Origin of the sequence: Lysobacter capsici, from assembly GCF_018732085.1 — a bacterium.
In the GTDB taxonomy this organism is placed as follows: Bacteria; Pseudomonadota; Gammaproteobacteria; order Xanthomonadales; family Xanthomonadaceae; genus Lysobacter; species Lysobacter capsici_A.
In genome coordinates this window covers 2,004,443-2,030,258 of the sequence record NZ_CP076103.1, presented here as the reverse complement: position 1 = coordinate 2,030,258, position 25,816 = coordinate 2,004,443, and the positions used below count along the sequence as shown (strand labels likewise).

The 25,816-nt window shown below is 67.7% G+C and carries 18 protein-coding genes; 7 read left to right on the top strand and 11 right to left on the bottom strand.

Translation table 11 applies throughout. The annotated features are described in order from the left end of the window. Positions 1-6: 6 nt before the first annotated feature. The gene (locus tag KME82_RS08420) at positions 7-1,068 is read right to left on the bottom strand and encodes an NADH:flavin oxidoreductase/NADH oxidase (protein ID WP_215498108.1); all 1,062 of its coding nucleotides are present in this window, start codon (positions 1,066-1,068) and stop codon (positions 7-9) included. A 108-nt stretch (positions 1,069-1,176) separates the two neighbouring features. Between KME82_RS08420 and tilS the strand changes: the two genes are divergently transcribed. From tilS to ispA, 3 genes are all read left to right on the top strand, one after another. Further along, positions 1,177-2,481: a tRNA lysidine(34) synthetase TilS gene (gene tilS / locus KME82_RS08415; protein ID WP_215498107.1), complete on the top strand. Its 1,305-nt coding sequence runs from the start codon at positions 1,177-1,179 to the stop codon at positions 2,479-2,481. Positions 2,482-3,377: 896 nt separating this feature from the next. After that, complete coding sequence (locus KME82_RS08410; RefSeq protein WP_036113678.1) at positions 3,378-3,653, top strand: exodeoxyribonuclease VII small subunit; 276 nt, start codon at positions 3,378-3,380, stop codon at positions 3,651-3,653. Next, positions 3,646-4,542, top strand: a complete 897-nt coding sequence (gene ispA / locus KME82_RS08405) for a (2E,6E)-farnesyl diphosphate synthase (RefSeq protein ID WP_215498106.1) — start codon at positions 3,646-3,648, stop codon at positions 4,540-4,542. Before KME82_RS08410 ends, ispA begins: the two co-directional genes overlap by 8 nt. 516 nt (positions 4,543-5,058) lie before the next feature. Here the strand turns inward: ispA and KME82_RS08400 are convergent. The 4 genes from KME82_RS08400 to pmbA all read right to left on the bottom strand — a co-directional run bounded on the left by KME82_RS08400 (position 5,059) and on the right by pmbA (position 10,429). Next, positions 5,059-5,418: a DUF4870 domain-containing protein gene (locus KME82_RS08400; protein ID WP_215498105.1), complete on the bottom strand. Its 360-nt coding sequence runs from the start codon at positions 5,416-5,418 to the stop codon at positions 5,059-5,061. Between the two features lie 334 nt (positions 5,419-5,752). Further along, complete coding sequence (locus tag KME82_RS08395; protein WP_215498104.1) at positions 5,753-6,889, bottom strand: DUF1501 domain-containing protein; 1,137 nt, start codon at positions 6,887-6,889, stop codon at positions 5,753-5,755. Position 6,890: 1 nt separating this feature from the next. Next, on the bottom strand, positions 6,891-8,444 hold the full coding sequence (locus KME82_RS08390) for a DUF1800 domain-containing protein (protein WP_215498103.1): 1,554 nt from the start codon (positions 8,442-8,444) through the stop codon (positions 6,891-6,893). 587 nt (positions 8,445-9,031) lie between these two features. Continuing rightward, positions 9,032-10,429, bottom strand: coding sequence for a metalloprotease PmbA (gene pmbA / locus KME82_RS08385; protein WP_430538806.1), 1,398 nt, complete (start codon positions 10,427-10,429; stop codon positions 9,032-9,034). Between the two features lie 131 nt (positions 10,430-10,560). Here pmbA and yjgA point away from each other — a divergent pair, with 131 nt between their 5' ends. Then, entirely contained in the window at positions 10,561-11,133 is a 573-nt protein-coding gene (yjgA, locus tag KME82_RS08380; RefSeq protein WP_215498101.1) for a ribosome biogenesis factor YjgA, read from the top strand. A 233-nt stretch (positions 11,134-11,366) separates the two neighbouring features. On the opposite strand, the gene tldD is transcribed toward yjgA, so the two are convergent. The 4 genes from tldD to KME82_RS08360 all read right to left on the bottom strand — a co-directional run bounded on the left by tldD (position 11,367) and on the right by KME82_RS08360 (position 20,028). Then, complete coding sequence (gene tldD / locus KME82_RS08375; RefSeq protein WP_215498100.1) at positions 11,367-12,809, bottom strand: metalloprotease TldD; 1,443 nt, start codon at positions 12,807-12,809, stop codon at positions 11,367-11,369. Between the two features lie 718 nt (positions 12,810-13,527). Continuing rightward, positions 13,528-17,628 carry a YhdP family protein gene (locus KME82_RS08370; RefSeq protein WP_215498099.1) on the bottom strand — a complete coding sequence of 1,367 codons (4,101 nt, stop codon included), beginning with the start codon at positions 17,626-17,628 and terminating at the stop codon, positions 13,528-13,530. A 210-nt stretch (positions 17,629-17,838) separates the two neighbouring features. After that, positions 17,839-19,332 (bottom strand): ribonuclease G, encoded by a 1,494-nt coding sequence (gene rng / locus KME82_RS08365; protein WP_215498098.1) that lies wholly within the window; start codon positions 19,330-19,332, stop codon positions 17,839-17,841. Between the two features lie 126 nt (positions 19,333-19,458). Further along, positions 19,459-20,028 carry a Maf family protein gene (locus tag KME82_RS08360; RefSeq protein WP_215498097.1) on the bottom strand — a complete coding sequence of 190 codons (570 nt, stop codon included), beginning with the start codon at positions 20,026-20,028 and terminating at the stop codon, positions 19,459-19,461. A 184-nt stretch (positions 20,029-20,212) separates the two neighbouring features. Between KME82_RS08360 and KME82_RS08355 the strand changes: the two genes are divergently transcribed. The 3 genes from KME82_RS08355 (at position 20,213) to KME82_RS08345 (ending at position 22,253) form a co-directional block, all read left to right on the top strand. Beyond that, the gene (locus KME82_RS08355; protein ID WP_215499014.1) at positions 20,213-20,959 is read left to right on the top strand and encodes an SIMPL domain-containing protein; all 747 of its coding nucleotides are present in this window, start codon (positions 20,213-20,215) and stop codon (positions 20,957-20,959) included. Positions 20,960-20,961: 2 nt separating this feature from the next. Continuing rightward, complete coding sequence (locus KME82_RS08350; RefSeq protein WP_215498096.1) at positions 20,962-21,150, top strand: hypothetical protein; 189 nt, start codon at positions 20,962-20,964, stop codon at positions 21,148-21,150. A gap of 437 nt (positions 21,151-21,587) precedes the next feature. Further along, complete coding sequence (locus tag KME82_RS08345; RefSeq protein WP_215498095.1) at positions 21,588-22,253, top strand: energy transducer TonB; 666 nt, start codon at positions 21,588-21,590, stop codon at positions 22,251-22,253. A gap of 521 nt (positions 22,254-22,774) precedes the next feature. Here KME82_RS08345 and rlmH read toward each other — a convergent pair. Together rlmH and KME82_RS08335 are read right to left on the bottom strand one after the other, a co-directional pair. Beyond that, on the bottom strand, positions 22,775-23,245 hold the full coding sequence (gene rlmH, locus KME82_RS08340) for a 23S rRNA (pseudouridine(1915)-N(3))-methyltransferase RlmH (RefSeq protein ID WP_215498094.1): 471 nt from the start codon (positions 23,243-23,245) through the stop codon (positions 22,775-22,777). A 468-nt stretch (positions 23,246-23,713) separates the two neighbouring features. Next, positions 23,714-25,705 carry a SurA N-terminal domain-containing protein gene (locus KME82_RS08335; protein WP_215498093.1) on the bottom strand — a complete coding sequence of 664 codons (1,992 nt, stop codon included), beginning with the start codon at positions 25,703-25,705 and terminating at the stop codon, positions 23,714-23,716. Positions 25,706-25,816 lie beyond the last annotated feature (111 nt).

Here is a 25,816-nt window from a genome sequence, read left to right as displayed (position 1 = left end):
GCACGCTCACCACGCCCGCTGATACTGCTCCGGCACATGCACGTTCGCGCCCAACTCGTGCGCGGCGCGCAGTGGGAAATACGGATCGCGCAGCAGCTCGCGCGCGAGCAGCACCACGTCGGCCTCTTCGTCGGCGACGATCTTCTCGGCCTGCGCGGCGCGGGTGATCAAGCCTACCGCGCCGGTGGCGATGCCGGCCTCGCGACGGATGCGCGCCGAGAACGGCACCTGATACCCCGGCTCGACCGGAATGCGCACATGCGGCACCAGGCCGCCGCTGGACACGTCGATCAGGTCGACGCCGAGGTCCTTGACGATTCGCGCCAGCTCGACGCTCTGTTCGATATCCCAGCCGCCGTCGGCCCAGTCGGTCGCGGAAATGCGCAGCCACAACGGCAGGCGTTCGGGCCACACCTCGCGCACCGCGACCAGCACCTCGCGCAGCAGACGGGTGCGGTTTTCGAAGCTGCCGCCGTAACGGTCCTCGCGTTGGTTCGACAACGGCGACAGGAACTGATGCAGCAGATAACCGTGCGCGGCGTGGATCTCGACCAGCTGGAAACACGCGTCGAGCGCGCGCTGCGCGGCCGCGGCGAAATCGTCGATCACGTTGCGGATGTCGATCGGCTCCAGCGCGCGCGGCTGCGGCGAATCCTCGCCGAACGCGAGCGCCGACGGCGCCACCGGGGTCCAGCCCCCGTCCTGCGCGGCCACGCCCTTGCCGCCGAGCCACGGCGCCGCGACGCTGGCCTTGCGCCCGGCGTGCGCCAGCTGCACGCCGACCGCGGCTTCGCGCGAGCGCAGGAAGCAACTGATGCGATGCCAGGCCTCGGCCTGCGCGGCATTCCACAGGCCGGTGTCGGCCGGGGAAATACGCGCCTGCGGCGAGACCGCGCAGGCCTCGGTCATGACCAGGCCGGCGCCGCCGACCGCGCGGCTGCCCAGGTGAACCAGGTGCCAATTGTTCGGCACGCCATCCACGGCCGAGTACTGGCACATCGGCGAAACCACCAGGCGGTTGCGCAAGGTCAAGGAGCGTTGCGACAGCGGAGCGAAAAGCCGGGACACGACGCGTTCTCTGCATTACCCAAGGAGAAGTCAAGGTAATGGCGGCCCAGCGCGTGCGCAGCATCATCCATGGGTTGCTGCGTCCCGCGGTCGTGGCACCATGCCGGCATGTCGGTATCAAACTTCGATGCGATCGCCGCCGCGCTGCGCGAACTGCCGGCCACGCCGTTGTGCGTGGGCTACAGCGGCGGGCTGGATTCGAGCGTGCTGCTGCACGCCTTGGCGGCGTTGCCGCAGGCGCGGCGGCAAGGTCTGCGGGCGTGGCACGTGCATCATGGCTTGCATGCGCAGGCCGACGACTGGGCGCGGCATTGCCAGGATTTGTGCCGCCTGAGTGACCTGGAATTGACCGTTTCGCGGGTGTCGGTTGCGCGCGACGCGGGCGACGGCCCGGAAGCGGCGGCGCGGCGCGCGCGTCATGCCGCGTTCGAGGCCGGCCTGGGCGCCGGCGAAACCCTGATCCTGGCCCATCACCGCGACGATCAGGCCGAAACCCTGCTGCTGCGGCTGCTGCGCGGCTCGGGTTCGACCGGGCTGGCGTCGATGACGCCGTGGCGCGCCTGCGGCGAAGGCCGGCTGTGGCGGCCGCTGTTGTCGGTGCCGCGCAGCGCATTGCTCGCCTATGCGCACCGCCACGGCCTGCGCTGGATCGACGATCCCAGCAACGACGACGATCGCTACGACCGCAATTTCCTGCGCAACCGGGTCATGCCCTTGTTGCGCGAGCGCTGGCCGCAGGCGGATGCGAGTTTCGCCCTGTCGGCGCGCTTGGCCGGCGAGTCCGAACGCCTGCTCGACGAGGAAGATGCGCTGGCCCTGGCCGGCGTGCGCAGTCTCGATCCGCAGGCGCTGTCGCGCGCAGCCTTGCGCAGCCTGCCGGTCGCGCGGCGCGCACGGGTGCTGCGGCGCTGGATCGCCGGCCTGGGCTTGCCTGCGCTGCCGACCCAGGGCGTGATCCAGATCGAATCGCAATTGCTCGACGCGCGCGCCGACGCCGAAGCCGAATTCGCCTGGCAGGGCGCGGTGGTGCACGCCTGGCGCGACTTGCTGCACGCACAGATGCAGCGACCGGCGCTGGCGATGGAGTGGCAGGCGCCCTGGGACGGACGCACGCCGCTGGCCCTGCCCGACGGCGGCGAGTGGCGGCTCGAAGGCGCCGACGCCTTCGATGCGCCCGGCGTGGTGCATGCGCGGCGCGGCGGCGAACGCATCGTGCTGCCCGGCCGCGCGCACGGCCACATGCTGCGCAAGGTGCTGCAGGACCTGGGCGTGCCGCCGTGGGAGCGGCGCCGGTTGCCGTTGCTCAGCTCGGCGCAGGGCGAAGTGCTGGCGGTGGGCGATGTGGCGGTGTCGGCGCGGATGGATGCGTGGCTGCGGGGGCGTGGGGGGCGGTTGACGTTGGTGGAGGGTTGAATTTTCAGTGGCGAGCAGGATTGCCCGCTACGTTCTTGGCTCAATACACGCATCGGCGTCCGTTGTTTCTGCACGTAGCGCGCTCTGCAATTCCCTGCGCGCATAGCGATCCGTTGTTCCTGCGCGAATCGCGCTTATTTGTTTTTTTATTTTTTTTTTTGTTTTTTTTTTTTTTTTTTTTTTTTTTTTTTTTTTTTTTTTTTTGTTTTTTTTTTTTTTTTTTTTTTATTGTTTTTTTTTTTTTTTTTTTTTTTTATTTTTTTTTTTTTTTTTTTTTTTTTTTTTTTTTTTTTTTTTTTTTTTTTTTTTTTTTTTTTTTTTTTTTTTATTTTTTTTTTTTGTTTTTTTTTTTTTTTTTTTTTTTTTTTTTTTTTTTTTTTTTTTTTTTTTTTTTTTTTTTTTTTTTTTTTTTTTTTTTCTTTTTTTTTTTTTTTTTTTTTATTTTTTTTTTTGTTTTTTTTTTTTTTTTTTTTTTTTTTTTTTTATTTTTTTTTTTTTTTTTTTTTTTTTTTTTTTTTTTTTTTTTTTTTTTTTTTTGTTTTTTTCCCTCCTGCGCGAATCGCGCTTATTTGTTCCCGCGGACGTCGCAGTCGTCTCATTTCGACGTCATCCCCCCAGATCGTCATTCCCGCGAAGGCGGGAATCCAGGGCCTTTCGTGCGAGAACGCTTGAAGTCTCTGGATTCCCGCGTTCGCGGGAATGACGTTCTCGTGGGATGACGCTGAAGTCTCTTAGATACCCTACTCCGCAGAACCAAAGCAGAACCCGCCTGCGCGGCAACGGCGACTTCAAACAACCCAAGCCTCCCAAAGAGAAAACACACCAACCCAAGCCCTTCCACCCCTGCGCGCCCCCGCCGCATTGACCCCGCCCCGCCCCCGCCGCACACTTCCCCCATGCCTCGTAAAACCCCCACCGAAGCCTCGCCGGTCGCCGATTTCGAACAGTCGCTCGATGCCCTGGAGCAACTGGTCGAGAAGATGGAACACGGCGAGATGAGCCTGGAAGATTCGCTCGCCGCCTATGAGCGCGGCGTGGGTCTGTACCGCCGCTGCCAGTCCGCGCTGGAACAGGCCGAACTGCGCGTGCGCCTGCTCACCGACCCGCAGGAACCGGCCAGCGCCGAGCCGTTCGGCAATGCCGGCCCGCCGGGCAGCGAAGTCGATGCGTGAGGCGGCCGGGCTGGACGACCGGCTGAGTCAATGGCGCGAGCGCGCCGACCGCGCGCTCACCCACGCACTGCCCGCCTCCGACACCGCGCCGCAGCGCCTGCACCAGGCGATGCGCCATGCGGTGCTGCTCGGCGGCAAGCGCATGCGCCCGCTGCTGGTGCATGCCGCCGGCGCGCTGTTCGAGGTCGCGCCGGCGGTGCTCGACGCGCCGGCCACCGCGGTCGAACTGATCCACGCCTATTCGCTGGTCCACGACGACCTGCCGGCGATGGACGACGACGCCCTGCGCCGCGGCCAGCCGACCGTCCACGTGGCCTTCGACGAAGCCACCGCGATCCTCGCCGGCGACGCGCTGCAATCGCTGGCGTTCGCCGTGCTGGCCGACACCGACAGCGACGACGCCACCCGCGTCGCCCTGCTGCGCACCCTGGCCCAGGCCGCGGGCGTGGCCGGCATGTGCGGCGGCCAGGCGCTCGACATCGACGCCACCGGCACCGGCGTGCAACTCGACGTGGCCGCGCTGGAGCATCTGCATTCGCTCAAGACCGGCGCGCTGATCCGCGCCAGCGTGCGCATGGGCGCGCTGTGCGGCCACGCCGACGCCGCCGCCCTGGACGCCCTGGACCGTTACGCGCAGGCGCTGGGACTGGCCTTCCAGGTCCGCGACGACATCCTCGATGTCGAAGGCGACAGCCAGACCCTCGGCAAGACCGCCGGCAAGGACGCGGCCCAGGACAAGTCGACCTTCCCCGCGCTGATCGGCCTGGACGCCTCGCGCGCGCGCCTGGACGAACTGGCGCGCGCGATGGACGCCGCGCTGGAACCGTTCGGCCAGGGCGCCGATGCGCTGCGCGCACTCGGCCGGCTGGCGATCGAACGCGATCGCTGAGCCGCGAAGCCGCGCCGACCTAGGACTCCATCGCCCCCGCACGCCAGTGCGAGGTCTGTTGTAGGAGGGGCTTCAGCCCCGACGCTCTTCGCTCAGATCGCGCATTGCCTGCATGCAATTGGCGCAGCGACGGCCTCGGTACGACCGCGCCCGCATCGCACGCATTTCGGAACCGACGCGTTTCGTGCGGAGCCGACGCGCTGCGCGCACTCGGACAGCTGGCGATCGAACGCGATCGCTGAGCCGCGACACCGCACCGACCTCGGACGTTCGTCACCGTCGCGTGCCAGTGCGAGGTCTGTTGTGGGAGGGGCTTGAGCCCCGACGCTTTTCGCACAGATCGCGCATTGACTGCATGCAATTGGCGGCAGCGACGCCTCTGTGCCACCGCACCCGCATCGCACCCATTTCGAACCAACGCGTTCCATGCGCCACGAAAAAGGGCAGACCGAAGTCTGCCCTTTTCGTTTTCCCCCTGACCGGCCGCAAGCGACCGGTCGCGATCCTGAGTCCGACTCAGGCGATCAGGCGCAGAGTCAGCGGATAGCGGTAACGCACGCCGTCCTTCGCCTTGAGGCCGGCGATGATGAAGAACACCACCGACACCAGCCACACCACCGGCGACAGCAGGCCGGCCAGACCGAAGGTCACGAACGACAGCACCGTCAGCGCGATGTACACGATGAACAGCGAGATGGTGAAATTCAGCGCTTCCTTGGACTGATCGGTCAGGAATTCCTTCTCCGGCTTGTCCTTGTTGATCAACCAGATGATCAGCGGGACGATGAAGCCGAAGATGATCGCCGAGAGGTGGGTGATCATCGCCAGGGTGCGATCCTCGCTGCTGCCGGACGCCTGTTCGTTCAAATCGTTCATTCCTTGTTCCCCTTTCCTGTTCGTGATGTGAGTCCGATGGGCCAGCACCGGGCTGCCCAACCGCGTCACTGTCGGCCGTGAGCGTCCATGCTGTCAAGGTAAATAGGGTATGGCTGCCGCACTTTATCTGTGTTCGGCATGCCCGGGCGGCCGTGACCGGCGGCTTGGCACGCCGCTTGCAATCGGGCTGTCACAGTCGCCGTCGCCCGAAACGATCGAACGCGCAAGATCGGCATCGACGGCCAAGCGGGCGCTCGGGCCCTCGTTGCGGCGCAAACCGCCGGGATCGGGTCATCGAACCGCAGGATTCGAGTCACGCGCAGCCGCAAGCCGTCTACGTCGCGCGCCAACCCGCCATCGGCGCGACCGCGCGGCTGGCCGGAAACACCCGCGACTCGACCGCCGATTCGGCCAGACCGATGTGTTCGGTCAGCACGCTCTTGAACAGCCCGCGCAGATCGCGGGTCGCGCGCAGATCGCGGCCCTGGTTGAGTTGCGCCGGGGCCAGGCCCGGCCAGTCGCCGCCGATGCGGCCACCGCGCACCGCGCCGCCGCACAGCAGGGCCATGCCGCCGGTGCCGTGATCGGTGCCGCCGGTGCCGTTGATCGCCGCGGTACGGCCGAACTCGGTGACCACCGCGATCACGGTGCGCGGCCACGCCGCGCCGAAGCCTTCGCGCGCCGCGGCCAGGCCCTGATCGAGTTCGGCCAGCTTGCGCTGCAACAGCGGCGCCTGATTGCGGTGCGTGTCCCAGCCGCTGTCCTCGACGAAGCCGATGCGCGGGCCGTCGACGGCGCTCATGCGCTGCGCGGCGATGCGCATCGCTTCGGGCAGCGCGAACGCGCCCTTGCCGTCGCGCGTCATCGTCGCGGCGTGGGTGGAGCGCTCGAAGGTTTCGCTCAGGCGCGGATCGGCCGCGTACAGCGGCTGCAATCGCTGCAACAGCTGTGGATCGACATCCTTGGGCAACGGCGGCCACCAGTTGCTGGCGCGCTCGCTGCCGCGCAAGGCCAGCGGCATCACCGCGGCGACCGCGAAACCCGCGCCGCCCGGCATCGCCTGCACGCAGCGGCCGAGCCAGCCGTCGCGCGCGCCGGTCGGCGAAGCGGTGCCGTTTTCCAGGCAATCCTGCGCGTCGAAATGCGAGCGCTCGCGATACGGCGGCGCGATCGCCACGATCGGCATCAACTCGCGTGCCCGGTACATCGTCGCCGCCTGCTGCATCGCCGGATGCAGGCCGAAGCTCGCGTCGATGCGGATCGGATCGTCCACCGCGCCCTCGCCGCGCAAGCGCGCATAGGCCGGATCGGCGTACGGCGGCAGCAGATGCAGACCGTCCAGGCCGCCGCGCAGCAACACCAGCAGCAAACGCGTGTCGTGTCCGGTCGCGGCGCGGGTGGCGCCGGGAAACAGCGTCAGCAGCGCGCTGGCGCCGAACGCGGCGAGCAAGCCTCGTCGTTGCGCGTCCATCTCAGCACCTCCACTGGAACGCGGGGCTGGCGAACAGCAGCGAATAGCCTTCGCTGGCCGAACCCGCGCGGCGCAGGCCGATCGCGAAGTCGCCGTTGACCGCATCGCTGCCGAGCACCGACAAGGCGCGCTGATACGGCGTCGACGCCTGCGCATCGATGCGCGCGGCGAACAACTGCGCGGCCTGGATGCGCTTGTACAAGCCGTCGGGATTGCTCCAGTCGGCCGCGGTGTCGGGAAACCCGGCCGGCGAGCGCGGCGTGAACACCGGTTGGCCGAGACTGGCGAGCAGCCCGATCAGCGCGCGCGCTTCGTTGCCGACCGGCAATTCGCCCGCGCGCAGTGCCGAGATCACGAAATCGTTGGGGGTCTTGAATTTGCGCGCGGCCGGCGACCACGCCTCGTCGCTTTCGATCAGGCTGCGGTACAGCGCGCGCAGGTCGCCGTCGTCGCGCAGATAGGCCTGGGCCATGCGTTCGACCAGCGCCGGCGGCGGCTCGTCGGCGACGAAATGACGCGCGAGCTTGAAACTCAGATGGCGCGCGGTGGCCGGATGCCGGGCCAGATCGGCCAGCACCGCGCGGCCCTGTTCGACCCCGCCTTCGGCATAGCTGCGGCCGAGCACTCGGCGCGCGCCGGGTTCGTGGGCGTTGGCGCGGAACACGAACGAGGCATCGAGCGTCTGCGCGTCGCGCGGGCCCGGCGTGCTCCAGCCGGTGATCGCGCGCGCGAGTTCGATCACATCGTCCTGGCGATAGCCACCGTCGACGCCGAGGGTGTGCAGTTCGAGGATCTCGCGCGCGAGGTTTTCGTTGAGCCCTCGCCGCGGCTTGTCGCCGTTGCCGCCGCCCATGCGTTGCGCGCGCTGCGCCGCGCGCGAGTCGTCGCCGATCGATACGGCGTTGTCGAGATAACGCAGCATCGCCGGATGGCTTTCCACCGCCAGCAGCAGATCCTCGAAGCGGCCGAGCACGTGCGGCCGGATCGCCTCGCGCTCCATCGATCCGGCGTACAGGCGGGCGTTGCCCTTGTCGATGGAGACGGCGAAATGGTTCGACCAGAACTGGGTCAGGCGTTCGACGAACGGCGCGTCGGTGGACGCGGCATGGCGATAGCGCGCGGCGAACTCGGCCAGTTGCTGGCGGCGCAGTTCGCGGCGCAGGGCTTCGGCGGGAGTGGCCGGTTCGCGGTCGGCCGGATCGTTCGGCGTGGAGGCGACGCGGTCGGCGGCGGTGCGTCGGCGGCGCGCGGATGCGGCGTCCGTGCCGGGCGCGGTCATGGTCGATTCCGGCATGGATTCGGACGACGCGGCCATGCCTGGCTTGCGCGACTTCGGCGGTGCATCGGCGTTTCGGTTCGCGCGATTGGCGCGCTGTTGTTCGTATTCGCGCTGCAAGGTCGCGGCGCTGCCGGGCAAGTCGCGGAATTCCGCCTGCGACGGCGGCTCGCGCAATTGCGCGAGCAGGATCTGCCGGCCGTCGCCGGCCCGGTCGAGTTCGCCGGGGCGTGCGCCGAGTCCGAAACGATTGGCGGCCGTGGCCTTGCTTGCGCTCATCGGGCTCTCCGGGCGGGGACTAGGCCAGAGAACGGGTGACGATGCGGCGGGTTGACAGGGGTCGATGCCTGTTCAGTCGGCGAGGCGCGGATTCGCAACTGCGGTCAAGAAACGGTGCGCTTGAGGGTCGGCTCGAAGTCGGTTGCAGTGGGGTTTGCGCGCACAGGTCAGTGATCCGCTCGCGCCGACGTTTTCGCCGCTGCGGATCGAAAAGCGTCGGGGCTCAAGCCCCTCCCACAAGAGACTTCGGGCTGCCGTCGGCGGTTGCCTGATTGCCTGATTGCCCGATTGTCGCGCTGTCTGGCTCCCGCGGTGAATGCCGCGAGGTCTTTTGTGGGAGGGGCTTGAGCCCCGACTGTCGAAGCGGTGCCTCGACACGATGGCAAGCAGCGATCGTGACGAGTCGAAGCTTATGGCCGCGTCACAAAGACCTCGACACCTCGCGCATGCGAATGCAACAACGCGTCAGATCGATCAAGGGTTTACCCGATCGATCGCATCGCCGCCAATCCGATTGCGCCGCAACGCAATCGCAATCCCACTCGCCCATCGCAGCCACTCACCTATTCCAGCGATTCGCGCCGCGCTCAATCCTCGGCGCTTTCGCCCGCCACCGTCATCCGCCCGATCAATATCGAACCGGTGCGCACATGCGAGCGCTCGTCGACGTCGGTGCCGACCGCTTCGATCGCCGAGAACATCGAACGCAGATTGCCGGCGATGGTGATGCCGTCGACAGGGTACTGCAGCTCGCCGTTCTCGACCCAGAAGCCGGCCGCGCCGCGCGAGTAATCGCCGGTCACCGCATTGACGCCCTGCCCCATCAGTTCGGTCACCACCAGACCGCGCCCCATCTGCTTGAGCAGCGAGGTGTAATCGCCGGCGTTGGCCGCGACCTGCAGGTTATGCACGCCACCGGCGTTGCCGGTGGTCTGCAGGCCCAGCTTGCGCGCCGAGTAGCTGCTGAGCACGTAATGCTGCAGCACGCCGGCGTCGATCAAGGCCGACTCGTGGGTGGCCACGCCTTCGCCGTCGTAGGAGGTCGAACGGTAGCCGCGACGCAGGAACGGCTGTTCGTCGATGCGGAACCACGACGGAAACAGCTGGGTGCCGGCGCTGTCGACCAGGAAACTCGCGCGCCGGTACAAGGCGCCGCCGCTGATCCCGCCGAGCAGATGGCCGATCAGCGAGCGCGCGCTTTCGGCCGCGTACAGCACCGGGTATTCGCCGGTGGCGATCTGTCGCGGGGCCAGCCGCGCGACGGTACGCTCGGCGGCCTTGCGGCCGACGCTGGCGGCCGTTTCGAGTTCGTCGGCGGCCATCGCCGAGGTGTACCAGCCGTCGCGTTGCATGCTGTCGCCGCGGCCGCCGATCAGCGCCACGCCCAGACTGTGCTGGGTGCTGCGCTCGCGGCCGACGAAGCCGTGCGAATTGGCGTAGACGCCCAGGCTGGCGCCGGTGCCGACCGAGGCGCCGTCGCTGTTCTCGATGCGCTTGTCGAAGTCGCGGCCGGCGCTTTCGCAGGCCAGCGCCAGTTCGATCGCGCGGTCGGCATCGATATTCCACGGATGCCAGGTGTCGAAATCGCGCAGGTCGGTCGCCATCAAGGCCGCGTCGGCCAGGCCGGCGGCTTCGTCGTCCTCGGTGTAGCGGGCCAGCGCGCAGGCCTGTTCGACCGTGGCCTCCAGGCTTTCCTCGCGCAGGTCGGCGGTGCTGGCGCTGCCCTTGCGCTGGCCGAAGTAGACGGTCATGGCGATGCCGCGGTCGCGGGTGGATTCGACCGTTTCGACCTCGCCCATGCGCACGTTGACGTTGAGGCCGGCCTCTTCCGAGCACGACACTTCGGCCTGGGTGGCGCCGCGCGCGCGCGCGGCGGCGAGCAACCGCTGCGACAGATCCACGAGCACGTCCAGGCGCGCTTCGGGGTCGGCGAAGGTGTGGGCCGGGGCGGCCGCGATGCCGGAGCTGGGGGCTAACACGTTCAATGGCTTATCCTTGGTGCCGCGGCGCGTGGGCGCCGCCGAGTTGGCGGTGGCGCGCAGGCGCCGCTGGAAACGCAAGCGGCGTCGTTGCGACGCGATATTGTTCAGTTTGACGGTACACGAGGTGTTTTGCGATGCGCGGCAGAGATGAGGAAACCGGCGAATTCCTGAGCCCCAGCCGGAGCCAGAACCGGCGCGAGGCGCTGGAAACATTGGCCCTGGGCGAAAAACTGGTGTCCCTGACCGAGGCCCAGCTGGCCAAGCTGCCGGTGCCCGAGGCGTTGCTGCCGCATATCCGCGACTGCAAGCGCATCACCGCGCACGTCGCCCACAAGCGCCAGCTGGCGTTCCTGGCCAAGCAGATGCGCCGCGAGGACGATGCGGCGATGGACGCGCTGCGCGACGCGCTCGACGAAAACGGCGAGACCGCGCGGCGCGAGATCGCCGCGATGCACCGCATCGAGACCTGGCGCGAACGCCTGCTCGACAACGGCGACGCGGCGCTGGCCGAACTGCTCGACGAACACCCCGGCGCCGACCGGCAGCGCCTGCGCCAACTGGTGCGCAACACGCTGGAAGAACGCAAGCGCAACAAGCCGCCGCATGCGTTTCGCGAGTTGTACCGCGAGTTGCGCACGGTGTTGGCCGGTCCGGGCGATGCGGGCGACGATGACGACGGCGAATTCGCCGACGACAGCCAGGACTGAGACCGATTGCTTTTGTAGCCCCTCTCCCGCTGGCGGGGTGAGTGGGCGCTGCTTGCGAGCGACCGGCTCGCGCGCCCGCGAACGCCCAAACGCCATGCGTTTTGGCCGGGCTGGGGTTGGGGTGAGGGAGTTGCAGATCGCGTCGTTGCTTGCGATCCCGCACGCCCTCATCCGGCCCTTCGGGCCACCTTCTCCCGCTCGCGGGAGAAGGGACACTTGCGCCACACGCGCCATCACGCGCTGGTGCCGCCCACCGTCAATCCATCGATCAGCAACGACGGCTGGCCGACACCGACCGGGACGCTCTGCCCGTCCTTGCCGCACACGCCCACGCCTTCATCGAGCGCCAGATCGTGGCCGATCATTCGCACCTTCTGCATGGTTTCCGGGCCGTTGCCGATCAGGGTCGCGCCCTTGACCGGCGCGGTGATCTTGCCGTCCTCGATCAGGTAGGCCTCGGTCGCCGAGAACACGTACTTGCCGCTGGTGATGTCGACCTGGCCGCCGCCGAAATTGACCGCGTACAGGCCCTTCTTGACCGAACGGATCATGTCTTCGGGATCGTCCTTGCCGGCCAGCATGTAGGTGTTGGTCATGCGCGGCATCGGCAGATGGGCGAAGGATTCGCGACGGCCGTTGCCGGTCGGCGTCATGCCCATCAGGCGCGCGTTGAGGGTGTCCTGCATGTAACCGACCAGCACGCCGTCTTCGATAAGCGTGGTGCAGTTAGTCGGCGTGCCTTCGTCGTCGACGTTGAGCGAACCGCGCCGACCTTCCAAGGTGCCGTCGTCGACGATGGTGACGCCGGGCGAGGCGACGCGCTGGCCCATGCGGCCGGCGTAGGTCGAGGTGCCCTTGCGGTTGAAATCGCCTTCCAGGCCGTGACCGACCGCTTCGTGCAGCAGCACGCCGGGCCAGCCCGAGCCGAGCACCACCGGCATGATCCCGGCCGGCGCGTCGACCGCGTCGAGATTGACCAGCGCCTGGCGCAGCGCTTCGCGCGCGAACTGTTCGGGTTTGTCGCCGGCGAGCAGGTCGGCGTAGCTGTAACGGCCGCCGCCGCCGGAATAGCCGCTTTCGCGGCGGCCGTTGTGTTCGACGATCACCTGCACGTTCAAGCGCACCAGCGGGCGCACGTCGGCGGCGAGCACGCCGTCGCTGCGCGCGACCAGGATGGTGTCCATGGTGCCGCTGAGGCTCACCACCACCTGCTGCACGCGCGGATCGGCCGCGCGCAGCAGCTTGTCCAGCTTGCGCAGCGCTTCGACCTTGCTTTCGTTGCCGATCGAATCGATCGGGTCGTCGCTGGGATACAGCGAGCGTCCGCCGCCGCGGACCAGACTGCGCGCGTTCTGCGAACGGCCGTCGCGGGCAATCGCGCGCGCCGACTTGGCCGCGCCGAGCAGCGCGTCGCTGTTGATCTCGTCGGAATAGGCGAAGCCGGTCTTCTCGCCGCTGATCGCGCGCACGCCCACGCCCTGCTCGATCGAATGCGAGCCGTCCTTGACGATGCCGTCCTCGACCGTCCAGCTCTCGCGGCGCGAATGCTGGAAATACAGGTCGCCGAAATCGATGCCCGGCCCGAGCAAGGTGCCGAAGCTGCGTTCCAGGCCGCCGGCGTCCAGCCCGGCGGGCAGGAGGAGGCGGGTTTCGGCGATCTGCAGGGGAAGGGTCATGTGGGAACCAGGCAAGAGGTGAACACGCGGAAAGCCCATCTTAGGCGGGCCGGCGGCGCTTGGGTGGGCTGCGCGGCCGATTCCGGCGGCTTGCGGCCGTGGAAATCGGAGGGCGCAGCGAGCGCTCGCAGTCAGGAAATAGTGGCGCGCGGGCAGTCGATCAATGGCTGCGGCTTGCGCAATCAGGCGGGGTTGGGGGATGTAGGGCTTGGCGCGTAGGTGCGCGGGTGGCTGCGGCCTTGCGGCCGGGGCTGGGGTACACCGCGGATTTCATCGCGGCTGAGACGAAAGCATCGGGCCTGAAGGCCCTCCCACAACAGACGGCGAAGCCCACGAGGTCTTTTGTGGGAGGGAGCTTTAGCCCCGAAGCTCTCCTGTCCGGCACAGCGGATTTCATCACGACTGAGACAAAAGCGTCGGGCCTGAAGGCCCTCCCACAACAGACGGCGAAGCCCACGAGGTCTTTTGTGGGAGGGAGCTTTAGCCCCGACGCTCTCCTGTCCAGCACAGCGGATTTCATCGCGGCTGAGACAAAAGCGTCGGGCCTGAAGGCCCTCCCACAGAGACTTCGAAGCCGGCGAGGCATTTTGTGGGAGGGAGCTTTAGCCCCGAAGCTCTCCTGCCCAACACAGCGGATTTCATCGCGGCTGAGACAAAAGCGTCGGGCCTGAAGCCCCCACAGAGATTTCGATGGATGTCGCCACACGCGATCGCCGCCCTACCCCGCCGGCGGCCCCGGCGGGTTCGCCGCGCGCGTTTCCTGCCGGCTCAGCACTTCGACCTTGGGCTCTTTCCACGGCCCGGTGACCCGATAGGTCTTCGAAGCCAGGCTGCCCAGCGGCTTTTGCAGCACCGCGTTGGCGGCCGCGCCGATCGCCGCGCCGACCGGACCTGCGGCCAGCGCGCCGACCGCGGTCAGCACGTTGGCGGCCTTGGGCCGCACTTCGATGGTCTGGTCGTAACTCTGCGCGCGCAGATCGGCGGCGCCGCGGATCGCGATCGCCGCGGCCGGGCCGTCGATCACCAGGTTGTCGCTGCGCGCGCTGCCGTTGCCGAAGCGCACGGTGCCGGCGACGCGGTCGAAGGCGAACCCCTTGGCGAACAGGTCGCGGAAATCCAGGGTCAGCCGGCGCGGCAACTGCGCCACGCTGAGCAGGCCGAGCACGCGGCCGGCGCCGGGATCGACTTCGATCAGGCGGCCGTCGCGCAGGTCCACGACCAGGCTACCTTCCAAGGTGCCCAGGGCGAAACCGGCCGGGCTGCCGGGCCAGCCGGCGTCGAGCTTGAGCTTGCCCTTGCCGCCGCCGACCTGGCCGCCGATGCCGAAGCCGCCGAGCAGCGCGCCCACATCGCCGCTGTCGAGCGCGGCGCTCAGATGGGTGCGCGCGCCGGTGCCGCGGCCGGTCCAGTCGCCGCTGACGTCGATCGACTGCTTGTCGGCGCGGGTGGTGAACTGGTCGATGCGCATGCCGGCCGGGGTCGGCCGGGTGCGCAGGCTGGCGTTGCCGAGCGCGGCGTCGCCGATGTGCAGGTCGGCGATGTCGAGGGTCAGCGCCGGAATCTTGGCCGGGTCGATGGTGTCGTCGAGCGCCGGCTTGGTCGCGGCCTGCACGGTGTTGGCCGCGGCGGCGGTGGAGGCGTGGACGCCGTTGCTGCCGGGCGTGAGGGTGGTGGGATTCGCCGCGACCGGGCCGGCCGGCGCGCGCCAGTGCACGCGCGCGAAACGGCCGGCGATCGCGCCGTCGCTGGGAATCAGCAGCGCGCCTTCCAGCGCCGCGCCTTCGGCGCGCACCGCGGTCGCGCCCTGCGGCGCCGGCGCGACGATCACCCGGGTGTTGGGAAATACGCCGCCGAGCAATTGCAGCTTCTGCGCGGTCACGTCGATGCGCTGCAAGGCCACGCCTTCGCCCGGACCGCTGCCGCCGCGCGCGATCGCGATCCAGTCGATCGCTTCGAGCGTGTCGGCGCGGCCGGTCGCGACCAGGCCGCTGGCCGGCGGCAGGTCGTCGACCCGGTTGGCGCCGAGCACCACCCGCACGCCGGTCTTGCCGTTGGTGGTGCGCGCGCGCAGCGCCAGGGTGTTGCCCAGCGCCACGCGCACGTCGCCGCTGCCCAGCGGCAACGGCGTTTCGATGGTGGTCGCGAGCGCCGCGCCGGCGGCCTTGTTCAACGGCGGCGGCAGGGTCAGGGTGGTGCCGATCAAGTTGGATCGCAGCTGCAACAAGGCCGGCGTCGACACCGGTGCGCCCGGTTTCGTCGCTCCCGCCGCATGCACCGATTTCGGAATCGAAATCCCGACCGTCCACAACGAACGCCCGTCGAGATACGACTTCAACCACGCCAGTTCGTCCGGCCCGCGCGCGATCAATTCGTCCGCGCCCGACATCGCATCGAGCCCGGCCTCGAACACATTGCCGCGATCGCGCACGAAATTCTCGCCCGCGCGCAGCGACAGCTTGCCCGGCGCACCGTCGTGCAGCACCGCCAGATCCTCGGCGCGGAACCCGCCGCGTCCGTACTCGGCGCGGCCGCGCACTTGTTCGAACGCGATCTTCCAGCGCGGATCGGCGAGCTTGGCGTTGTCCAGGTCGACCGTGCCGGCGATCTGGGTGGTGGCGCCGTGGACCAGCGGCAGCTTCATGTCGAAGCCGACCGTCGCCGCGCCGCTCGCGCGCAGGTTGTCGAGGGTGTCGGCCTGATCCTTGTACAGCGGGCTTTGCTTGAGCATCGCCTGCAACTGCGCGGCATCGGCGGTGGTGTCGGCGGTGACGCTGAGGGTGCCGTCCTTGTAGTGATCGATGCCCGCGCCGATCCGGCGGATGCCGACCCCGCCGATCTTGCCCACGCCTTCGACGCTGAAACCGTCGGCGACGAAACGCACGTCTGCGTTCAAGCTGTCGACCGCGGGCCACTCGGGCTGGAATTTCACCACCGCGCCGTCGAGATGCGCGCTGGCTTCGAACAGGCCGTTGTTGCGGTTGAACGGCCAGTCGTCGAGATCGCCCGACACCACCGCATGCGCATTGCGCAGCTTGCCGCCGGCCAGCGCGGTGTCGAGCCATTGGATCAGGTTCGGCGACATCCGGTTGCGGATCCAGAAGCCCTTCGCGACCGGCACCGGGGTGTCGTCCAGATCGGTGGCGATGTCGATCCATGGCCGGGTGCCGTCGTTCTGGAACCACATCCCGCCGCGCGCGACCAGGCCGAAGTCGGTGTCGATGCCGCGCACGCGCAGCGAGGTGGTGCCCACGCGCCAGCCGTTGCCTTCGCGCCAGCCGCCGACCCGGCCCTGCAGCTTGACCGTGTGGACCACGCCGAAGCCGGTCGGCCAGTCGAACCGCATCGGCGAATTTTCATCGAGCTCGATCGCGAAGCCGTCCGCGTCGCCTTCGATCGTGCCGGCCAGGCCCTGCAGGCCCGGCGAGGTGCCGACCGCATCGAAGCCCAGCGCCTCGATCCGCGCGCTGGCGAACATCGGGCCGCCGCGGCGTCCGTTGAGCGCGATCGCGCTGAGCGACACCCGCGGCCTGGCGGTTTCGAACCAGTGCCGCAGCCGTTCGGGCACGGCATCGCTGAGCGCGGCGACCGCGATCAGCGGGCCGGCGTCGATGCGGTCGGCGCGCAACGCATAACGCTCGCCGCCGGCCACGGCCAGGCCGTCGAGGGTCTGCACGTTGGTGCCGCTGCCGATGCGCAAGGTGGGCGCGTCGAAGCGCCAGCCGTTGTCGGTCAGGCGCCAGTGCGCGAGGGTTTCGACGTGTTCGAATTCGACCCGGTCGGGGCCGCTGGGAACGGGCGGCGCCGCTGCAGTTGGTGCGGGGGCCGCGGCCGATGTTGCAGCGGTGGCGCTCGAAGCGTTGTTCGAAGTCGCGCCGGCGGTCGCGGCAGCCGTCGTGGATGCTGCGTTCGCGGGCGCCACATTCGCCGGCGCTGTATTCGCCGCGCCATTGCTGACCGGCACCGGACGCTCACCGCGCAACCCGACCCGGTCCAACGCGGCCGACACGGTCACCGCGGCGACCAGATGCCCGCGCAGATCGGCCCAGGCCTCGGCGCGGCCCTGCCCGGATTCGACCCGGATGCCGACGATCTTGAGCAGCGGCGCCCAGCCGGCCAGATCGGCGCGGGTCGCGCCGGCATAGGCGCGGCCGTCGCCGCGGCGGCGATCGAAATCCAGCACCGCGTCCAGCGGCGTCGACGGTGCCCCGGCGACACCGACACTCGGCCACGCGCGCACACCCGCGCGCAGGCGCGACCCGTCCACGCGCAGGCGCAAGTCGATCTTGGGAATGCGCGCATCGATCCCGAGCGACGGCGCGATCACCGCCAGCTTGCCGTCGATCACCTGCAATTCGCCGAGCCCTTCCAGCGCCGACAGCGGATCGCTGTTGTCGGTCTGGGTCTGCCCCGGCAGACCGCGCACCTTCCAGCGTCCGTCGTCGGCGCGCTCCAGGGTCAGGTCCAGGCCCTTGAGCCGCAATTCGGAAAACGATTGCCCCGGCAGCAGGCCGGCGTAGATCGACACCAGCATCTCGGCGTCGCCGATGGTGAACGCCTGCGCGCCCTCGCCGACCCGCAGCCCGTCCAGGCGCAGCAGCGGACCGCGCCGGGTCCATTGCGTTTCGACCTTGTCGAACGCGACCGGCCGCCCGGCGCGCTTGCTCAGCCACTGCGCGACCTGCTCGGGATGGCTTTCGGCCAGCGGCAGCACCTGGCTGGCCGCGGCGAGCAGCAACGCCACCAGCACGAGCACGAGCGCGGCGCCATAGAAGGCGCCACGACGGGCCATGCGCAAGCGGCGGCGCAGCGGGGTGGGCATCAGTGGCGCGCTCCGCGCGTCACTGACGGGAATCGGGAATGGGGAATCGGGAGTCGGAAAGTCAAAAGCGGCGCGCCGCTTACATGACTCCCACTTTCCGATTGCCGACTCCCAGCTTCCGTCGCCGACGTGAATCGGGAATAGCGTCGGAACACCGAAAGCGTCGAACCGCTTCTACGATTCCCGATTCCCGATTCCCGATTCCCGGCTTCAGAGCAGCACGACATCAAACTGCTCCCCCCCCCCCCCCCCCCCCCCCCCCCCCCCCCCCCCCCCCCCCCCCCCCCCCTCCAGCTCGGCCACCGCCGCGGACTCTTCGTCGGTGATGCGCGCCACCACTTTCGGCGAGGCGATCACCAGCAGGCGCGCGGCGTCGAACTGGCGCACCTGGCGGACGATGTCGCGGAAGATTTCGTAGGTCACCGTCTCGGGGGTCTTCAAGGTGCCGCGGCCGCCGCATTCGTGGCAGGCCTCGCTGAGCTGGCGCTCCAGGCTCTCGGTGGTGCGCTTGCGGGTCATCTCGACCAGCCCCAGCGGCGAGAACTCGTACACCGTGGTCTTGGCGTGATCGCGGGTCAACGCCTTTTCCAACTGGCGCAGCACCTGCCGGCGGTGCTCCTGGTCGGTCATGTCGATGAAGTCGATGATGATGATTCCGCCCAGGTTGCGCAGCCGCAGTTGCCGGGCGACCGATTGCGCCGCCTCGAGGTTGGTGCGGTAAACGGTTTCCTCCAGATTGCGTTGACCCAGGAAGGAACCGGTGTTCACGTCGATGGTGGTCATCGCCTCGGTCTGGTCGATCACCAGGTACCCGCCGGACTTCAATGGCACCTCTTTGTCGAGCGCGCGCTGGATCTCGTCCTCGACCCCGTACAGGTCGAAGATCGGCCGCGCGCCGGTGTAGTGCTCGATCTTTTCGGCCAGGCCCGGCATGTACTGGGCGGCGAAGCTGCGCAGGCGTTCGCAGGTCTCGCGCGAGTCGACCTTGACCTTCTCCACGTCGCGGCGGATCAGGTCGCGCACCGCGCGCAGCGGCAGGCTCAGGTCCTCGTAGACGCGTTCGCCGACCTTGCAGCTGCCGGACTTCTCGGCGATCAAGGCCCAGGCCCGGCTCAGATACCCGATGTCCTCGGCCAGCGCCTCCTCGGGCTGGCCTTCGGCGTTGGTGCGCACGATGTAGCCGTGGTGGTCGCCGCTCGGCGCCAGAGTGGTGACCAGCGACTTCAAGCGCGCGCGCTCGGACTCGTCTTCGATCCGCGCCGACACGCCGACCACGCGGGTGCGCGGCAACAGCACCAGATAGCGCGAGGGAATGCTCAGCTGGGTGGTCAGGCGCGCGCCCTTGCTGCCGATCGGGTCCTTGACCACCTGCACGATGATGTCCTGGCCTTCGCGCAGCAACTCGGCGATCGGCCGGGTCGGGGTCGGCGGCAGCGGCGCGGCGTCGCCCTCGCCGTCGCCTTCGCTGAGCTGATTGAACTTGACGATGTCGGCCGCGTGCAGGAACGCCGCGCGTTCCAGGCCGATCTCGACGAACGCCGCCTGCATCCCCGGCATCACCCGCTGCACCTTGCCCTTGTAGATGTTGCCGACCACGCCCCGGCGCCAGCCGCGCTCGATGTGCAGCTCCTGCAGCATGCCGTTCTCGACGACGGCGACGCGGGTTTCGCGCGGAGTGACGTTGACCAGGATCTCTTCAGTCATGAGGCGGCGCGGGTCCTAAGTCAGACGTGATGGATGGGACGTACTGGATGGGAAGCAGGCGCGGCACCTTAAGTTCCACGTTGTCGAGGTATTGTCATGCACGGCGCCCACGCCGCGCCCGTGCCGTCAGGCGCCGTAGCCGAATTCGCGCAGCAGCCGCGCGGTTTCGTGCAGCGGCAGGCCCATCACCCCGGAATAACTGCCGGCCAGGCGGGTCACGAACACCTCGGCCCCGCCCTGGATCGCATACGCGCCGGCCTTGCCGTCGGGTTCGCCGCTGGCGACGTAGCGCGCGATCGTGGCCTGGTCGAGTTCGGCGAAGCTCACTTCCGAGATCGACACCGCCTGCGCTTCGCGCGCGGGCGAGACCACCGACACCGCGGAAATCACCTGATGGGTGCGGCCGGACAGGCGCCGCAGCATGGCCGCGGCATCGGCCGGATCGCGGGGCTTGCCGAACACTTCGTCGTCGAGCACGACTTCGGTGTCCGAACCCAGCACCACCGCGTCGGGATTGCCCATCACCTTGAGCAGGCCGGCGCCGGCCTTCTCGCGGGCGACACGGCGCACATAGTCGAACGCCGGCTCGCCGGGCTGACGGTGTTCGGGGACATCGAGTTCGAGCAGGCCGAATTCCAGGCCGAGGCGGCTGAGCAATTCGCGTCGCCGCGGCGACTGGGAGGCGAGATAGAGCATGCGCAAAAGCATAACCCGGGCTGACTGAGCGCCAGCCCACGCCATTTGGAGCAAACCCCGCACCGAATCACGGTTCGTTAACCTGTTCAGCAAGACCCTAGCCTCGTCCACCAAGGAGTTGCACATGACCCGGTCGTCGTCCACGTACACCGTTGCCCGTTCCCGCTCCATCGGCAACGCATCCATCCGCAACTCGCTGCGCCCGCTGGCGCTCGCCGCCGCCCTCGCCCTCGGAGCCGCAACCGCCATGACCGCTTCCGCCCAGACCCCGTCCGGCTATGTCGCCAGCGACAGCACCCTGCTGTCGGTGTCGGCGACCTCCGACGCCAAGCGCACCCCGAACATCGCCACGATCTCGACCGGCGTGGTGACCCAGGCCGCCGACGCCAACGCCGCGATGCGCGCCAACGCCGAGCAGATGGCCAAGGTCGTCGCCGCGATCAAGGCCGCCGGCATCGCCGAGCGCGACATCCAGACCAGCGGCATCAACCTCAGCCCGCAGTACCGCTACGTCGAGAACCAGCCGCCGGCGATCACCGGCTACCAGGCCAACAACAACGTCAACCTGGTGGTGCGCGATCTGTCCAAGCTCGGCAAGATCCTCGACTCGCTGGTCGCTACCGGCGCCAACCAGATCAACGGCCCGACCTTCGACATCGACGACAAGGAAAAGGACGTCGCCTTCGACGAAGCGCGCCGCGGCGCGATCGAAAAGGCCCAGGCCCGCGCCGAGATGTACGCCAAGACCCTCGGCATGAAGGTGCGCCGCATCGTCAGCGTCAGCGAAGGCGGCCGTTTCGCCCCGCCGATGCCGATGCCGATGATGGCCATGCGCATGGAGAAGGCCGGCGCGGCCGCCGACACCTCGGTGTCGCCGGGCGAAAACACCTTGTCGATGAGCCTCGACGTGGTGTTCGAGCTGGGCAAGTAAGCGTGGCCGGCCCCGACAAGACCACGCCGCCGGCGTCCGACCCCAAGCCGGGACGCAACCCCGGCTACCCGGAACCGCAGCCGCGCGATCCCGACGACGCGCACCAGCCGCATCCGCGCAAACCGCCCAATCCCGACGAGGGCGGCCTGGAACGCAAGCCCGGGGCCGATCAGGACCCGGCCGGCGCGTAGTCACGACCGGCGCCGCCATCGATGATTGCAGACGAGACCCGCGCAAGCGGGTCTTCGTTTTTGCGGTGCGGCGACGAAAGTTACCGCCGCAACGATCGCGGCGATCGGGCTCGCGCAAGTGGCCAAGCGCATGCCGCTCACACCTTCGTTGCCGTCCGTTCAGCGATACGCCACGTGCGGATTGCACATCGGCCACGCGCGCCGAATCGGCCGACCCGCGAAAAACCCCAGCGAAATCCCGCAACGCCGCCGCGCCGATGCCAGCGCCCGTGGCGCTTGGCCGGGTGCCGTCAGCGACCAAAGTCGCAAACGAGAACCGCTTGCATTGCCGCCCCGCGCCGGCGCAACTTTGTGACACGAGACCGCTTTCTGATTCGACCCCGTTGGCGGTATCCAGTCGTTGTCTGTGATGTGTAGACAATCCAAGGAGGCAGCACATGGTTCGCGCGATCCCTTCCCACTCCACCCAACTGGACGGCACCCGCATCGCCGCCAACGCCGGCGCCATCGCCTTCAACGCGGCCATGCTGATGTTGATGCTGGTTCCGCTGAGTGCGCCCAAGCTGATTCAACAGCCGCTGGAGACCGTCACTCAGATCGTGATCGTCAAACCCGACAAGAAGATCGAACCGCCGCCTCCGCCGCCGGTCAGGATCGAACGCGCCGTGCGCGATCCCGCCCCGACGCCGGTAGTCCAGCAAACCCAGACGATCGAACCGCCACCGGTGGTGATCAACGACACCCCGCAGATCGGCGACGTGCTCGGCTCCGACACCGTTGCCGCGTTCACCCCGCCGTCGATCGACGTCGGCCCGCAGGTCCTCACCGGCGCATCGCTGCAGGCGCTCAGCAGCCCGCCGCCGTCGTACCCGCCGCAGGCGGTGCGCGAAAACCTCACCGGCGTGGTCGAGCTGGAGATCCTGGTCGGCATCGACGGCAAGCCGATCGACGTCAGCGTGGTGCGCAGCAGCGGCCATCGCCTGCTCGACCAGGCCGCGATCCGGGTGGTCAAGTCGCGCTGGAAGTTCCAGCCGGCGATGAGCAACGGCCAGCCGGTCCAGGCCCGCGGCCGCGTGCCGATCGAGTTCAAGCTGGAGCAGTAAGGTTTTCTTTCGCGCGTTGAACCAAAAAAGGCCCGGGCCTTGGCCCGGGCTTTTTTTGGTTCGGGAATTGGGAATTGGGAATTGGGAATTGGGAATTGGGAATCGAGAATCGGATGTCGGCGATTGCGGTGGCGCTGCGGCAGTTTGGCGTTCTTGAATGGCGGCCGATGGTGGCTGATGGCTGATCGATGGCTGATTGATGGCTGATGGCTGATGGCTGATGGCTGACGCTAAACGCCAACGGCCAACGGCCGGTACCTAGTGCCTCATATCCCGCACTCGGTACCCGACGTCTGACGAGACATCCTCGCCCCTGCTCGTCATCCCCGCGAAGGCGGGGATCCAGAGACTTCAGAGTCACGCCTGGATGAAGCCCTGGATCCCCGCCTTCGCGGGGATGACGAGCAAAAGCAAACTCGGCAAAACCCTCCCGATTCCCGATTCCCGATTCCCGATTCCCGATTCCCGATTCCCGATTCCCGATTCCCGATTCCCGATTCCCGATTCCCGATTCCCGAGCGTCAAGCCCGGTGATACGGATGATTCACCAGCAACGCCGCCGCCCGGTACAACTGCTCCGCCACCACCAGCCGCACCAGCATATGCGGCAAGGTCAACGGCCCCAGCGACCATTGCTCGTCGGCGCGCGCCAGCACCTCGGGCGCATGCCCTTCCGGTCCGCCGATCAGGAACGCGAGATCGCGCCCCTGCCCGCGCCAATGCTCCAGGCGCTGCGCGAGCTGTTCCGAGGTCCACAAGCGCCCGCGTCCTTCCAGCGCGACCACGCACGCATTCTTCGGCAGCGCGGCGAGCACGCGCGCGCCTTCGTCCTGGGTCGCACGCACGGCGTCGCGGCCCTTGCCGCGCAAGCCCGGTTCGATCTCGACCAGTTCCAGCGGCAGCCAATGCGACAGGCGCTTCTGGTACTCGCCGAAGCCTTCGGCGACCCAGCGCGGCGCGCGTTCGCCGACGGCGATCAATCTGCTTTTCATGCGCGCATGGTAGCCAAGCGCCGGCCATGACGCCTCAACCAGGGCCGAACCGCCTCGCCGATCAACATCGACATCCTGCCGACACGCCGCACCGCCAGGATCATCGATACCCTCCCACCGGCCGTCGTCAGCACTTCGTGCCGACGAGCGATACGGCATACAGCGCCGGCAAGCCGCAGGTATCGCGTTCACCCGCAGACCGGTACGCGCCGCTGCTCGCGAGTCGTCGCGACGCACCGTCATCGGGTTTCGCGGAAGCGAATGTTCGCAACGATGAACCACCGAAGCGGCCATGGCACCGACGACGCCTCGACAGCGACGCGCGCTTCAACATCATCACCGATGAAGCCGGGTCAGCCGGCACCGTGCAAACTTCGATGCCGGCGTCATCGAGGCGCGATCGACACCACGGCATAAAAAAAGCCCGGCGATCGCCGGGCCTTTTTCAATCGCGATCTGTCGCGACGATCAACGCAGATTGTCGTCCATCACCTTGATCTGCATGCGCTTGCGCAGCGCCGAGGTCAGCTCGCGGCTTTCGTCGAGACCGCCCATCTGGGTGAGCTGGGTACGCAGCATGTCCATCTGCGTCGCCGGGATATCCGACGCCTTGCCCGGCACGACCTTGTTGATCGCGAACAACACCATGCGGCCATCGGGAAGATTGGCCTTGCCGGCCGCGACCTTGCCCGCGGCCGGCGCCTTGACCAGGAAGATCGCCTCGCTGACTTCAGGCGTCGGCAGCGGCATGCCGCGGGCGACGTCGGGCACCGTTTCCGGAGCCGGCAGTTGCTTGGACGCGGCAACCGCGGCGATGGTTTCGCCGCCGTTGATGCGCGCGACCAGCGCGGCAGCGTCCTTTTCGGCGGTCTTGGCGGTGCGATCGGCGCGCACCGCGGCGATCACCTTGTCGCGGACCTGGGCCAGCGGCAGCGCGCGCTCGGGCGTATGCGCCACGACCCGGATCAACACACTGTGGTCCGGACCGATATCGATCGGATCGCTGACCGTGTTGTCCTGGATACGCGCCTCGGAGAACGCCGCGCGGATCACCGCCGGGTTCTTGGCGATGCCGGTGTTGCCGGCGGCGTCGCGGGTGATCGGGCCGAGCTTGAGCAGCGGCAGGTTCATCTGCTTGGCCGGGCCTTCGAGCGTGGTCGGGTTCTTGTAGACCAGATCGACCAGCTTGCCCGACACGTCCTTGAACGCGTTCTCGCGCAGCGATTCGGTTTCCTCGCGCACCAGCGCCTCGCGCACCTGCTCGAACGGCTGCTGCTGGCCGCTCTTGATCTCGCGCACCACGATCACGTGCCAACCGCTTTCGTCCTTGACCGGCGCGCTGACCTCGCCGACCTTGAGCTTGAACGCGGCCGCGTCGAACGCGCCGGGAATCGCACCCTTGCCCACCCAGCCCAGGTCGCCGCCGGCGGCCTTGGAACCCAGGTCGTCGCTGTTGGCGCGCGCCAGCGCGGCGAAATCGGCGCCCGGCGCCTTGGCCTGCGCGGCGATCTGGTTCGCCTTGGTTTCGGCGGCTTTCTGCGCGGCGGCATCGGCGCCGGCGGGCACGTTGATCTGGATATGCGAGAGCTGGCGCTGTTCTTCGGCGAGGAAGCGCTTCTGCTCGCTCTTGTAGCGCTCTTGCAGCGCCTGTTCGGTCGGCGGCGCCGGCGGCGGCAGGTTCGCGCCGATGACCTCGACGTACTCGATGTTGACGCTCTCGGGCGCGCGGAAATCCTTGGCGTGGCTGTCGTACCACTTCTGGATATCGGCGGCGGCGACTTCGGAGGTATCCGCGGCCGGCGCCGGCAGCATCACCAGGCTGACGTCGCGTTTCTCGCCCATCAGCTTGACCAGACGATCGATCTCGCTGTGGGTGAGGAAGTTGCTCTGGCCGACGCCGCTGGTCAGCAGGCCTTCCATCAGCCGCTCGCGCACGAACTGTTCGAACTGCGCCGGCGTCTGCGGCGGCTGGCGCATCTGCAGGCCGAGCACGTAGCGTTCCTGGTTGAACTTGCCGTTGCCGTCCTGGAAGTCGGGAATGCTCTGGATGGTCTTGATCACCAGCGCATCGCTGACCGCCAGGCCGTCGACGTCGGCGGCGAGCTTGCGCACGCGTTCGTCGATCAGGATTTCCAGCACTTCGCGCTTGCTTTCCAGGGTCTCGAACTCGCGTGCGTCGAACTGCTCGCCCTGCTGGGCGCGGCGACGTTCGCGTTCCTGCTGGAAACGCTCGTCGAATTGCGAGCGATCGATCGACTCGTGCTTCCACAGCATCGAGGCGGGCCACCACGACGGCGCCGAACGCCACCACGACGGCGCGATCTCGATGCGCGCGACCGCGCTGTCGACGCGCTGCACGAGGTATTGCTCGATGCCGACGAAGGCGAAGGGAATGATCAGCAGTCCCAGGATCACCGTGGCGATCCAGCCAGAGGTCTTGTCGCGAAGTGTCTGCAGCATTGTCCGGGTCGCGTTCAGTCGTAAGCCGGACAGTTTAGCGCGGTTCCGGGCCGCGGGCGGGAGGGGGCGACGTCGGTCGCACTCGCGGGGACCGCCCGCGCCTGGACACCC